This window comes from Pseudomonas sp. 05N431 (genome assembly GCF_056397005.1).
Window position 1 is genome coordinate 24,678 of record NZ_JBFTMN010000022.1, and the last position, 13,970, is coordinate 38,647.

10 protein-coding genes are annotated in these 13,970 nt (G+C 57.5%); 9 read left to right on the plus strand and 1 reads right to left on the minus strand.

What is annotated here, in order from left to right; translation table 11 throughout:
• Nucleotides 1-8: 8 nt before the first annotated feature.
• Nucleotides 9-389, minus strand: a complete 381-nt coding sequence (locus AC1DIG_RS26130) for a type 1 fimbrial protein (RefSeq protein WP_477769625.1) — start codon at nt 387-389, stop codon at nt 9-11.
• 68 nt (nt 390-457) lie between these two features.
• Between AC1DIG_RS26130 and AC1DIG_RS26135 the strand changes: the two genes are divergently transcribed.
• The 9 genes from AC1DIG_RS26135 to AC1DIG_RS26175 all read left to right on the plus strand — a co-directional run bounded on the left by AC1DIG_RS26135 (nt 458) and on the right by AC1DIG_RS26175 (nt 13,946).
• Nucleotides 458-958: a hypothetical protein gene (locus AC1DIG_RS26135; RefSeq protein ID WP_477769626.1), complete on the plus strand. Its 501-nt coding sequence runs from the start codon at nt 458-460 to the stop codon at nt 956-958.
• Nucleotides 927-1,616 (plus strand): fimbrial protein, encoded by a 690-nt coding sequence (locus AC1DIG_RS26140; protein ID WP_477769627.1) that lies wholly within the window; start codon nt 927-929, stop codon nt 1,614-1,616. The genes AC1DIG_RS26135 and AC1DIG_RS26140 overlap by 32 nt, the downstream gene beginning before the upstream one ends.
• Nucleotides 1,617-1,670: 54 nt before the next feature.
• Nucleotides 1,671-4,490 carry an ATP-binding protein gene (locus AC1DIG_RS26145; RefSeq protein ID WP_477769628.1) on the plus strand — a complete coding sequence of 940 codons (2,820 nt, stop codon included), beginning with the start codon at nt 1,671-1,673 and terminating at the stop codon, nt 4,488-4,490.
• Complete coding sequence (gene pvrR / locus AC1DIG_RS26150) at nt 4,477-5,664, plus strand: response regulator cyclic di-GMP phosphodiesterase PvrR (RefSeq protein WP_477769629.1); 1,188 nt, start codon at nt 4,477-4,479, stop codon at nt 5,662-5,664. Before AC1DIG_RS26145 ends, pvrR begins: the two co-directional genes overlap by 14 nt.
• Before the next feature lie 86 nt (nt 5,665-5,750).
• Complete coding sequence (locus tag AC1DIG_RS26155; protein ID WP_477769630.1) at nt 5,751-8,969, plus strand: hybrid sensor histidine kinase/response regulator; 3,219 nt, start codon at nt 5,751-5,753, stop codon at nt 8,967-8,969.
• Nucleotides 8,970-9,008: 39 nt separating this feature from the next.
• Complete coding sequence (locus AC1DIG_RS26160) at nt 9,009-9,656, plus strand: response regulator (protein ID WP_477769631.1); 648 nt, start codon at nt 9,009-9,011, stop codon at nt 9,654-9,656.
• Between the two features lie 210 nt (nt 9,657-9,866).
• Entirely contained in the window at nt 9,867-10,451 is a 585-nt protein-coding gene (locus AC1DIG_RS26165) for a fimbrial protein (RefSeq protein WP_477769632.1), read from the plus strand.
• 74 nt (nt 10,452-10,525) lie between these two features.
• On the plus strand, nt 10,526-11,275 hold the full coding sequence (locus AC1DIG_RS26170) for a fimbrial biogenesis chaperone (protein ID WP_477769633.1): 750 nt from the start codon (nt 10,526-10,528) through the stop codon (nt 11,273-11,275).
• 88 nt (nt 11,276-11,363) lie between these two features.
• Nucleotides 11,364-13,946, plus strand: a complete 2,583-nt coding sequence (locus tag AC1DIG_RS26175) for a fimbria/pilus outer membrane usher protein (protein WP_477769634.1) — start codon at nt 11,364-11,366, stop codon at nt 13,944-13,946.
• Nucleotides 13,947-13,970 lie beyond the last annotated feature (24 nt).

The window sequence follows — 13,970 nt, forward strand, 5'->3', positions numbered from 1 at the left end:
AGTTCACCTCAAGGCGACGTCAGCGTAATCAGGTAAGCGCCTGAGTTCACCGGTTTTCCGGCCGCGTCGACCAGGGCGTATTGCTGATCGTAGTAACGGCCATCCTTGCTCCCGTCCGCGACCAGCTTCACGCTCACGCGGGAATGATCGAGCGCACTGACCGAGCGAACCGGCTCGACGCTGCGCACACTGACCGAGTCGCCGCTTACCCTGGTCGGACAACCGTTGAACTCAAACGTCGAACTCGCCCCCACGCGGGAGCTACAACCTGACTCGACAATACTGCCGTGGAACTGGATGACACCCTGAGCCACCGGGGTGGCCGCCAGGCAGGCACCGCTCAGCGCGAAGAACAGGCTGATACCGACCGACAAACGCTTACCGTTCATGTTGATGCTCCTTAGGGTTGTAAGGACTGCATCGACAAGTCTGGCTGGGATCTTGAGGTTTTTAGGGAATGTCTGATGTTTATTTAGTGAAATTTCCTACGACGTCTCAAACCGCACTTATTGATCAAAGAACAGCGACGCAGATCGGCAGACAAGGGGGCACCGACGTTTTAAGAAGTGCCTTATGTGCATGGCCTTTAGCGATCCCTAAGGTGATCGCCCCTCCGCGATCCTGTATCGACATCAATATGAAACTTTCAAGAAAGCAGCGCCGACTGCGCCCACTGCTGAGCATTACTGCCGTAGTGGCATTTGTGTTTTCGTCGGAAGCAACTGCTGCGAACTGCATCTTCAACGCCACTTCCCAGACCATTACCATGAACTACGGGAGCAAACTGACGGAAGGCCTGTCAGTCCCTCCGGATGCATCCATCGGCACTGTTATTTACCAGGAGGTTATTAGCACGCCGGTTCAGGGGTTCTATTGTTACGGGCCGACACTCTGGGGCTTTGTCCTGAACCCGGCACTGGGTAAGCGTGACCACCGGCACTACCTTTCCTTTGGGTAAAACTGGGCTCTCATTCCGAATATTCACCGAAAAAACCGCACTGTACCTGCCTGTGGCGCGTGGGGCCGGGGCTACCTTGGGTTGGGCGAGTCTGGCCGCCGATAACTACCGACTTGAAATCATCAAGTCGGGTGAATTGGCATCGGAAAACAGTGTTCCCGCTGGCTATCTGGGCCAATACCAAGCCAGTGAAGTAGTTTTTAACAAATTTTATTTGATCAACCCCATTACCCTGAATACCCCCTCCTGCCAGACCCCGGCAGTGTCGGTTCAAATGGGCGACGACTACCGCCTGAAGGAGTTCAGCAAAAGCGGCGATACCCCTCGGACGATCAAATTCAACCTCGCCTTGAACCAATGCCAGCGCGGCATCCAGAAGGTGACCTATTCACTTAAGGCCACCACCCAGGTCATCGACGCGCAAAAGGGCATCGTCGCACTGAACGCCGGCTCGACGGCCAAAGGCATCGGTCTAAAGCTAATGAACGAGGCAGGACAACCTATCGCGCTGGACACTACCTACCCGTTCGACGGGTTCAACACCACAGGCACAAATTTCAACATCCCGCTGTCCGCCGCTTACTACCGCCTGGCCGAGAGCAAACTGGAAGCCGGCACTGCGAACACCGAAGTAACGTTCATCGTGAATTACCTGTAGCCAATTAAGGATCGTCTTATATCTGTCCCCCCCATGCCTGCCTAAAGTGCCCGCATGAGATTGAAGACCTACCTGCATCAGATCAACCCGATCCTTTCCACTCCCAACGCAGCACGACGCTTACTGCGCATTTTTGCCCTGGTGTTGCTGATCGGCATCCTGGGTGGCGTCTATAACTTCCTGTTGTTCACCTTCAACAATGAAATCTCCCAACGCCGCGGCTACATGAGCAGTGCGATTGCCGAAGCCCATACCTTTTTCACTACTCGCGAAGCCCTGCTGGAAAGCCTTAGCCTGTCAGCCACGCGTAAACCCGAGGTCGAGCCGCTGGTATCCGCGGAAGAAATCTACCTGCTGCTGGGCAATGTTCCCGGCAAGCAGTGGAGCATCTGGCTAACGGAGCGCATGCGCGATTACCTGAAAGCCAAACAGGTCAATTTGATCTACGTCAGCAGCGGCGCCAATGCTCAGGTGGCGCGCCTGTACACCACAACGCCGGTGGCGAACGCGTTTCCCAAAGCCATGCTTGACCAGTTGGAAACCCTTAAACGCGACAACGCGCCAGCGCTTGAGGAACTGTGGCTGACCCATCAATCGGCCAGCCATTCGCAGCTCTACATTTTCGTTCGCCTGGATGAGCGCGACGTAAGCTCCGGCTGGCTGGGTCTGGAAATGGATGGCCAGGAAGTCTCCAGCGCGTTGAACGACCAGAGCGCGGGCGAGTTCATGATGTTCAACTCCCAGGGCATGCTGTTGTTCACCAACAGCCACACGGCGCAGCTGAGTCAAAACCTGTTGCAGCTGCAGCGTCAGGACTTCTTCGGGTTTGTCGGCCCGGGCTGGCTGCCCGACCACTTGGTGATCCGCAAGCAATTGAAATCTTCGGATTGGCAACTGGTGTATTCCATCAATTTGCGCGCGGTGATGTCAGCGTTGTGGCCACAACTGTGCGGCGCGCTGCTGTTCTGCCTGCTCAGCATCAGCCTGGTGTGGCTGTTGATCCGCCGCATGGAGCACCGTTTCATCACCCCGGCGATCCACCGTATTCAGGCGTTGGTCGAAAGCGAACTGTTCAGTCGCGATGTGATCCAGACCGCCCCCGTGGCCCTGTGCGTATTAAGCCGCACCGACGGCCTGGTGGTGCTGGAAAACACGCTGTCCCAGCAGTGGCTGGGCCAGGGCAGTGAACGGGAACAGTTGTGCCCTGACTGGATCCGCCGCGCCTTCGATACGGCCGAGCCGACCCTCACCGATTACTTTGAAACCGCCGATGGCCGACACCTTTACCTGAGCTGCGCACCTACGCGTTATAGGGGCGAAGACGTCTTGCTCTGTGCTTTCAGCGACATCAGCGCGCGCACCCAGATCGAAGAGGCGCTGGAACAGGCGCGGCAGATGGCCGACACCGCCAATGAAGCCAAGACCTTGTTTCTGGCCACCATGAGCCATGAAATTCGCACGCCGCTGTATGGCGTGCTGGGCACCCTCGAATTGCTGGGACGCACCCGCCTGGACGTCCAGCAAAAGGATTATCTGCGCGCGATCGAAAGTTCCTCGGCGACTTTGCTGCAACTGATTTGCGATGTGCTGGACGTGTCGAAGATCGAAGCCGGACAACTGGCCCTTGAGTTGAGCGAGTTTTCAGCGCTGGAGCTGGTGCAGGAGGTGATCCAGGGGTATGCCGCTGCGGCCCGGAACAAGGAGTTGCAACTCTACGCCTGCCTGGATCCTCAAGTGCCGGATCGACTGATCGGTGACGTCAGCCGAATCCGCCAGATTCTCAATAACCTGTTGAACAACGCCGTCAAGTTCACCGACTCAGGGCGGATTGTGCTGCGACTCAGGCTACTGAGCCGCGAAGGCGAGCGCGTCAGCCTGCAATGGCAAGTCTCGGACACGGGCAAAGGCATCGCCCAGGTCGATCAACCGTTCATTTTCGAACCTTTCTATCAAACCGAAGGCAACACCAACGTGGTGGCCGGCACCGGTCTCGGCCTGCCGATCTGCCAGCGCCTGACTCACTTGATGAACGGCAGTATCCGCATGGTCAGCGAACTCGGGCTGGGTAGCAGTTTTTCCCTGACCCTGCCGCTTGAAGAGCCTTCAGCCGCCTCAGTGCCGATTGCCATGACGGGGCTGTTGCCGGAAGTCGTCTACGTGGTCTCGCCGATACGCGAACTGGCCGAAGTCATCAGCGGCTGGTTGCGTCGCTGGGGAGCCCGTCCGCACATCGGCCATCCATCACATCTGGACCTCACCTCGCAAAACGTGTTGATCGAGCTGCACCCAGGCATTCTCGAACAGCGTCTGGTACCCGAGTGGACCGGCCCGCTGGTGCTGGCCACCGGCGATGGCTGCAACGAGCCGCAGATCATGTCCGGCGGCTGGAAGGTCAATCTCAATTACCTGCAAGCCATTCATCAAGCGGTCAGCCAGGCTCAAGGCTTGTGGGTGGTCAAGCCTCTGGAGCGCGGCGAACAACGAGAGATGGAAAAGCTCCACCTGCATATCCTGGTCGCCGAAGACAACGTCATCAATCAGTTGATCCTGTGCGATCAACTGGAAGAACTCGGCTGCACCGTGCGGCTGGCGTCGAACGGCGAAGAAGCGCTGGCGATCTGGCGCAGCGAGCAGTTCGACATTGTCCTGAGCGACGTGAACATGCCCAGGCTCAATGGCTACGAACTGGCTCGGGAACTGCGCCGACAAGGTTGTACAACACCGATCATCGGGGCTACCGCCAACGCCATGCGCGGTGAAGAAGCGTCGTGCCTTGCGGCAGGAATGAATCACTGCCTGGTCAAGCCTTTTACGTTGCGGGCCTTGTTCAATTACCTGGCGCCTTATGAAAGAACAGCCCATGAAGCCGTGTAGCATTTTGATTGTCGAAGACCATCCCTTCCAGCACCTGTACTTGCAGCATTTGTTCAGCGAACTGGGAGATTTTCATCTGGAGTCCGCGCGAGACGGCGAGGAAGCCCTCGCCCGCTTGAAAAAACGCGAATTCGACCTGGTACTCACCGATCTGCTGATGCCCGGCATGGATGGCGTGCAGTTCATCCAGGGGCTGGCTGGCTTACATTCCCGGCCCGCACTGGCGATCATGAGCGCCACCTCGCGGCGCATGTTGATGGGGGCAAGTCTGGTCGCCAGCAATCTGGGGGTGAAGGTCATCGGACTGATTTCAAAACCCGTGAGGGCTACCGCCCTGCGCAGCCTGACCGATCAGCTCATGGGGCTGCGGCATGCCGCCCTGCCCTCGCCAACGCCGGGCATTGACCGTCAGGCGATCCTTGAAGCTCTGGACAACGGTGAACTGCAGGCCTGGTTTCAACCCAAGAAAGCCTTGGCCAATGGTCGCATTGTTGCTGCCGAAGCCCTGGTGCGATGGATGCACCCCGAGCACGGAATGCTGCTCCCAGGGATGTTTCTGCCGGCGCTCAAGGCGTTCGATCTGGAAGAACGCCTGTTGTGGCGAGTACTGGAGCATGCCATCAACGCCCAGGAGCAATGGCGCCAGCAGGGTTATGACATTCCGGTGTCGATCAACCTGCCGACTCATTTGCTCAACAGCCATGACCTGGCCGACCGCATTCTTGAATTCGTCCTCCAGCATCAGGGTGTCCCGGGGAAGATTTGCTTCGAGCTGATGGAATGCTCGGTGCCGCAGGACATCAGCAACTTCTACGCCGGCGCCTGCCGTTTGCGGATCATGGGCTTCGGCCTGTCGCAGGATGATTTCGGCAAGGGCTACAGCTCTTATATGAACCTGGTATCGACTCCGTTTACGGAACTTAAGATTGACCGGGCGCTGGTCCAGGGTTGCAACGATAACGAAGAACTGGCCCAAGCCCTGACCAGCATTGTTGCCCTCGGGCGGCAATTGGGTTTGACGGTGGTGGCCGAAGGTGTGGAAACCGCGCAAGAACTTGCTCTGTTGCGTAAGATCGACTGCACTCAGGTCCAGGGCTTCCTGATTTCCCACGCCGTCTCTTCGGATCAGTTCCAGCAGTTGCTGACCCATGACGGTCCGGCAAGCGCGTATTGACCCGCAGAAACGTGCGCTTGAACGTCTCTTGCTTCAGAGGTCATTGTGCACAACCGCTTTCGGCTCACCTCCTGCGTGGCTGCGCAATGAATCATCCCAACGCCTTTTTTGAAAAGTTGGCCAGCAGTTCCCTGCGCCTGAACAAAGGCCTGACAGTGCTCTGCGCAACGGTGCTGCTGTTGATCGGTATCAGCGCTTGGGGTGTGCAGCGAATGCTCGAAGAACAGCACAACACTGTGAGATTTCACTTTGCCCGGCTACTGGAGAATCTGCGCGAACAGGAAGCCTTCCTCAATGAAGTCTCGCAGCGGAGTGCCAAGGGCGAACTGCTGGCCTCACAGCCCTCACCGATGGCGTTGCAAAAATTACTGCTCGATGAAGGACCTGATGTTTATGAAGGGCGGCAGTTCTCGTTCTCCCTGCCATTCAGCGTGAAGGTCAATCCTGAGAAAGTCGCACTCAGCCAACACCCCAAAGTCTTTACATTAGCCGCGCACCTGGCCGATGACTACAGCGCCTTCTGGTCCGCCTCACACTACCAGTCACCGCAGGTTTTCCTGTTCAACGTCCCGGATAACTTCGACATCGCAGTGCCTGCTGTCGGACGACTGCGCGGCGCAGGTCAGATTCAGGGCGGTGAATTCGTCGAGGTGATGAAGCACGTTCTGCAGCGACTGCACGACAAGAATCCAAAGCCGCTGGACAGCAGGATTCACTGGGTGCAATACACCACGGCATCCGAGAACGTTACCTCCCCGTCCATCCTCGGCTACGTCAACATTGACCTGTCCTCGATCCAATTGACCATTGAGGGAGCCAGCCACTGGGCGGTTGTCGCTTCACTGTTGAACCTGTCGCAGGTCAATAACATCGAGAGAATCATGCAGTGGTCGATCTATGACCATTTCACCCTCATCGCGCCCTCGGGCGAGGCGCTGATTGGCGCGCTGAAACCTGAGTCAAGGCTCAATGAAGGACTGAACTTCAATAGTGACGGGCTGGTGTTCAAAGTATCGAGCCCCGGCGAACCTCACTGGACAGCCATCTACGTCATCAGTTTAAAGAGCTTTCTGAAATATGCCTTGTGGCCTTTGCTCAGCCTGTTGGCGTTATTGCTGGCGGGCCTGGGTTGCGGCTGGGCCTTCAATCGCTGGTACAAAAAGCGGGTCGTACTCCCCGCGCATCGGGCTCACGAAAGCATCGCCGAAAGCGAGGCCTTCAGCCGCGCCGTGATCGACACCGCACCTACCGGCCTGTGCGTGGTGCGCCGCAGCGATCGTAAAGTGTTGCTGGAAAACCAGCGCGCCCAGCAATGGCAAGACACCGCCAAACTGATTGCCGCCCTCAACCGGCAACACGGCCTCACCGAGCCAGGACAGGCTGATCTGGAGATCGACGGCCGTCACCTGCATGTCGCGTTCATTTCCACCCGCTATCAAGGTCAGGACGCCTGGCTCTGCGCCTTTCATGACGTCACCCGCCATATCGAGGACGCAGCAGCGCTGGAAGAAGCACGCCGGGCGGCCGACTCGGCGAACGAGGCCAAGACCCGCTTTCTGGCCACCATGAGCCATGAAATACGCACACCGTTGTACGGCGTACTCGGCACCCTGGAGTTGCTGGGACTGACCTCGCTCGAGCCGCGTCAGCAGGCCTACCTGCAGACCATCCAGCGCTCCTCCGCCACCTTGTTTCAGTTGATCAGCGATGTGCTGGATGTGTCGAAGATCGAATCCGGACAAATGACCATCGAGGCCCAGGACTTTTGCCCCTTGGAACTAACCGAAGACACCCTGCGCACCTACAGCGCCTTCGCCCAGGCCAAGGGGTTGCAACTCTATGCCTGTATTGATGCGGCGCTGCCTGATCGGGTACGCGGTGATCCGCTGCGCATCCGGCAAATCCTCAACAATCTGCTGAGCAACGCCATCAAGTTCACCGACAACGGACGGGTCGTACTGCGGGTTCGGGTACTGGAAACAGTCGGCGAAACAACCCATCTGGAATGGCAGGTCAGCGACTCGGGCATCGGCATTTCCCAGGCCCAGCAGACGCAATTGTTCCACCCGTTTTATCAGGTCCGCGATGCCTCCAGCGAAGCCGGTGCGGGGTTGGGTCTGGCGATTTGTCGGTGGCTGTGTGAGCTGATGGCTGGTCAGTTGAAAGTGGTCAGCGAACCGGGCCTGGGCAGCAGCTTTTCTCTTCAACTGGCGCTTGAACACTTGCCGGGAGAACTGCCCGACTGCCCTGAATTCGAGCCAGGAGCGCCGGCTGTTTATGTCCGGGCACCCGCTCAGGAATTGGCACAACATATCTGCGCCTGGCTCAACCGCCTCGGTGTGGAGACCAGGCTGGTGAACGGCGAAACGAAACAAACGCAGCCCTCGGCGCTGCTGGTGGACATGTTGCCGTCTGGCAACGATGTACCTTGGCCCGGTCCACGGATTATCGCCACGGCAGGAGGCCGCAACCCGTCCGAGTGCTCGGTCAATGGCTGGGAAGTCGACGCTCATGATATTCGTGCAATCGCTTGGGCCGTCAGTTTCGCGCAGCAAGGCGCCAGCGCTCAAAACCACCTGCCCTTGCCCGAGAAAACCCGCCACCTTGATCTGCATATCCTGGTCGCCGAAGACAACCCCATCAATCAGGCGATCATCAAGGAACAACTGGAAGCGCTGGGCTGCTCGGTCATGGTCGCGGCCAATGGTGAACAGGCCCTTGCGCAGTGGCTGCCCGGACTGTTCGATCTGGTGCTGACCGATGTAAACATGCCGATCATCAATGGCTATGAATTGGCCAGGGAGCTGCGTCAACGTGATCCGGACTTGCCCATTATCGGGGTGACCGCCAATGCCCTGCGCGAGGAAGGTGAACGCTGCGCCGCCGTGGGCATGAACGCCTGGATGGTCAAGCCGCTGAACCTGCATACCTTGCGCACGCAATTGTTGAAACACTGCAAGATCGCCGTGCCTGCGCCAGCCATCGTCGCCAATGACAGCCTTGCAACTGACAGCGCCGCTGACCAGATTCAGTTATCACCTAAAATGCGTGAGCTGTTTATCAGCACCATGCAACAAGATCACCAAACCACGCTTGCAGCGCTGGACAGTGGCGATGCCAGTGCGGTTGCACGACAACTGCACAGCATGGCCGGTGCATTGGGTGCTGTGCAGGCCGGTGCCATGGCAATTGCCTTCGCCGAACTGGAGTGCCGGCTGATGGGGTTGACGGTCACGCCAGCCCTGGCGCTGGAGGTCAGGCAAAAACTCGAACAGCTGACGGCTTTACTGAATACCCTTGAGTAACCTCAATTTCCTCCCAACACACGCTATGGATAACCGCTCATGGAAAAACTAAACGTTGTCATCGCTGACGATCACCCCATCGTGCTGCTTGGGGTACGTGAGCTGATAGAACGTGATGAAGGCTTTCGTGTAGTGGGGGAAGCGGTCTGCTCCAACGAGCTGATCAACCTGCTTGAGCGACAGCCTGTCGACCTGGTCATCACCGATTTCAACATGCCCGCAGATTCTCCCTACGGCGATGGCCTCAAGCTGGTGGAGTACCTGAAACGGCACTTCCCGACGGTACAAATCCTGGTGCTGACCATGATCTCCAATCCGTTGATCCTGACCCGGCTGCATGAACTGGGCGTGGTCGGGGTCATTCAGAAAAGCCAACTGCACAACGAAATCCAGGTTGCGCTCAAGGCTGTCGCCAGAGGTAATCCGTTCCAAAGTGCCAAGCCGGAACCCACCTCGGTGATGGAATCTACCAGCGCTCTGGATGAACGTTTCGCCAGATTGTCGCCCAAAGAGCACGAAATACTGCGTTTGTTTGTTTCCGGGCAAAGTGTCAGTGATATCGCGCGCGGCCAGAATAGAAGTGCCAAAACCATCAGCGCGCAAAAAGTATCGGCGATGCGCAAGCTGGAAGTTAACAGCGACCAAGACTTACTGGCTTATTGCATTGAGCGCAAACTTTTCAACTAACCAGACTCACATTAAAAACCTTAATCAAACGTGGCTAATTTCAGGTAATACCACGCTTACCTTCAGAACCCATACTGCCTGAAACTTTCCACTTCATCTCGCGCCACAGAGCACTTCTAAGAATCGTCTGATTCTTTTACCTGAGCGGCTTCTCTATCGTGTAACTGCACCTTGATGCAGCACTTTTAAAACACACGTATGGAAATCAGAATGAAAAAGCTTTCCCTGGCACTTATGACACTGTCCATGTTGGCAGCCACTGGCAACGCTTTCGCAGCAGACCCGGTAGTCACCAAAGCCGGCAGCGGCACCATCAACTTCTCCGGCATCATTAACAACGATGCATGCTCCGTTGAAGGCTCCGACCTCAAGAAGACTATTTCCGTGCCGATGGGTGAAGTGTCGATCAAAGACATGGGCACCGCCGCAGCGCCAATTGGCAGCGGCAAATTGAGCGCCGAAAACTTTGACATGAAGATCAGCTGCAACGCCGGCACCAAAGTGTCGATGATCTTTGAACCCAATAAAAATAACGGTTCGGGCGTCGATAGCACTGGGGTACTGAAGCTGATCGAAGGCCTGGGGGCTGCGAAAAACATCGGTATTGCCCTGCTCGATGCTAATGGCGCACTGATCAACCTGAGTTCACCTGCCACGGCAAAGATCGAAAACACCCTGCAAGATGGCAGCACCTCGCTGAAGTTCTCCGCCGCTTACGTCACGACTGGCGCAGCGGGCACCGCCGTTGCCGGTCGCGGTGACGCCACCCTGCCGTTCACCCTGCAATACGAATAACCGCAGGACCGGATCTGACTGTGTGCGGGGCCTGCAGGCCTCGCCATCTCTTTTGAAATCAAGCGGTAATCATCATGTTACGTCGTCACTCCCTTTCCTTTTGCCTGGGTATCCTCGGCGTGCTCATGGCCACCCAGGCCGACGCCGGCATTTCCTTGAGCGCTACCCGTCTGGTCTTTGACGGTAAGCACAAGGAAGCCGGCATCACCGTGCGCAACAGCGGTGAAGACGTGTTGATCCAGTCATGGGTCGACAGCGACACCCCCGGCGCAACCTCGGCGCCTTTCGCCGTGACCCCGCCACTGGCGCGGGTTGTAGGCAAAGAGCAGCAATTGTTACGGGTAATTTATGAGGGCACCGGCATGCCTGACGATAAGGAGTCGGTGGTCTGGCTCAATGTCCAGGAAATCCCTCAAGCAGCCAAAACACAAAACACCCTGCAGCTCGCGGTTCGCCAGCGTATCAAGGTGTTCTTTCGCCCTTCAGGGTTGAACGCAAACGCTTATCTGGCGCCAACAGAACTGTTATGGCAATTGGTTGATCGAGCCGGCAAAACTGTCTTGACGATTAACAATCCGGGTCTGTTCCACGTCTCCATGGCGGACCTAAAACTTCAATCAGGACAATCAGTGGAACAACCCATTGATTCAATGATGATCGCCCCCGGCGAACAAAAAGAGTTCGCGATCAAACAGTTCAACAGCTCCAGCACCCCGACCGTGTCATTCATGAATATCAATGACTACGGCGCGCAGGACCGTTACACCGCTCAACTTTCCAACTCCAATCCGGTCAAGGCCAGCCTGACAAAAAATTCACCTTAATACGTTTGATTAAACATCAATCGTCTATTCCCGTATTTTTCTTCGCTCCGTTTAGTCGTTCGCGTCGGGGGTGATATAGGTTCTTTGCATGACTTTACTCACGAGCAGCAGATCCGACCATGGCGTAAATCACTGCGCGCGACTATCCAATACTTCCACACGGTTGAGCCCGTCAAAACTTAACGCGCTGTCGATAGCGATAGTCTTCGGTCTTCCGTCTTTGGCCGGAGCGACTGAAACGACGCCAGCCGCACTCGAACAGGAACAACTCGAACAGTTCAACACCTCGTTTCTGCAAGGCGCCCAATCGTCGGTGGACCTGCAGTCGCTGTTGTCCGCCAACAGCGTGTTGCCAGGTAACTACCGGGTCGACCTCTACAGCAACGAAGTGTTGGTGGGCCGCCGTGATATCGACTTCCAACGCAACCCGAAAAACGCCAAGGTCGAGGCCTGCCTGACCCTGGACATGTTGCAGCAACTGGGCATCGACATGAACAAGCTGGAAGCGGCCGGCACACTCAACCCAAATGAGCCGCAAGCCTGCTATGACTTGCCGTCGCTGATCGACAAGGCCACTTTGCGCTATGACGTCAGCCGTCTTCGGCTGTTGGCCAGCGTGCCGCAAATCGCCATGCAGCGGGGCATGCGCGGTTATGTCGACCCGGCCTTATGGGATGGCGGCGTCTCGGCGGCCTTTATCAACTACCAGTTGAGCAGCAACCGCAACAGCACGGACTACGCCACCACGTTCTCCAACAACCTGGGTCTGCGTAACGGCCTCAATCTGGGCGCCTGGCGCCTGCGTAATGAGTCGAACTTCAGTAGCAGCACCGGTCAGCCCAACACGTTCAAGAGCAACCGCAGCTACTTGCAACATGACGTGACCGCGTTGAAGGGCCAGTTCAGTGCCGGCGATATATTCTCCGACACCGACCTGTTCGACAGCGTGCGTTATCGCGGCCTGAAACTGGCCTCCGACGAAGGTATGCGCGCCGACAGCGAGCGCGGCTATGCGCCGATCATTCGCGGCGTGGCGCAAACCAGCGCCACGGTGGAGATCCGCCAGAACAATTACGTCCTCTACACCGCCAACGTGCCACCGGGCCCGTTTGAAATCAGCGATATCTATCCCAGCGGCTCGAACGGCGACCTGCAAGTGACCATCATCGAAGCCGATGGCCGTCGACGGGTATCGATGCAAGCGTTTTCCAGCCTGCCGATCATGGTCCGCGAAGGCCAGGTGAAGTACAGCGTCTCGGCGGGCAAGTACAACAGCAACAGCGATGGCCTGGCGTCACCGCAGTTTGTCAGCAGCACCCTGGCCTACGGCATCAACAGCAACCTCACCGGGATCATCGGTGTCCAGGCCTCGGAGAACTTCAAGGCGCTGTCAGTCGGTGCGGGTCGCAATACCCCGATCGGCGCCGTCTCTGTTGACCTGACCCGCTCCTCCAGCCTTACCGCGGGCCAGACCGTCCAGGGTAATAGCCTGCGGGCGCTGTATGCCAAGACGTTCACCGGCACCGACACCAACTTCACCCTGGCGGCCTATCGCTATTCGACCGAGGGCTACCGGACCCTGACCAACCACGTCGAGGAACTCAACGCCGACGGCCGTAAACCCACCGGCAACTCGAAAACCCGTACCGACCTGACCATCAACCAGAGCCTGGGCCGCAACCAGCAATATGGCAGCGTTTACCTGAACGCCAGCGACCAGCGCTATTGGGGACGCGGCGGTTCCCAGAGTCTGTCTACCGGCTACAGCAACTACTGGGGTGAGGTCAGCTACAACCTCGGCGCGACCTATACCAAGGATGTCGGGGATTTCGGATCGTCAAACAATGACACGTTGATCAACCTGTCCCTGTCGTTCCCCCTGGGTTCCAAACCTCGAGCGCCACGGGCCTTTGTTTCGGCCAACACGCAGAAGAACAGCGACAGTACTCAAGTCGGTATCAACGGCTACCTGTCGGAAACCAGCGACACCTATTACTCACTGCAAGGCGGTAACAGCAGCACCGGTGGCAGCTCGGCCTCGGCCAACATCAGCACCCGCACCTCGATGGCGGATGTCAGCGCCGGCTACAGTCAGGGACGCGGCTACGCCTCGCAAAACCTTAACCTGGCCGGTTCCGTGGTCGCCCACGCGGGTGGAATCAATCTGGGACAGACCGTGGGCGAAACCTTTGCCCTGGCCGAAGTACCGGGTGTCTCCGGGGCCAAAATCGGCAGCTACAGCGGCGCTGAAACCGGCGCCAACGGCTTTGCCGTGGTCCCCAACACCCAGCCTTATCGGGTGAACTGGATCAGCCTGGATACCCGGGATCTGGGTGCAGACATCGAGATCGATAATGCCACCCAGCAAGTCGTACCAAGACGCGGCGCCGTGGTGTTGGCGCGATATATCGGCAAGACAGGTCGACGGGTGCAGTTCGAGCTGTTTGATGCGCAGAACAAGGCCATTCCATTTGGTGCCGCTCTGGAAGATGCCGCCGGTAAACAACTGGCCATTTCCGACCCGAGCGGTAAAGCCCTGGCGCTGGTGGAAGAGGATTCAGCCACCCTCACCATCAAATGGGATGGCAAACACTGCCTGGCGCCCTATGCATTGCCCGAGCGCAACAAAGCCCTGAACTATGAGCGCGTGCGTCTGCAATGCCAGCCCTAAAAAACGCGGCCTTCGTCAATCACC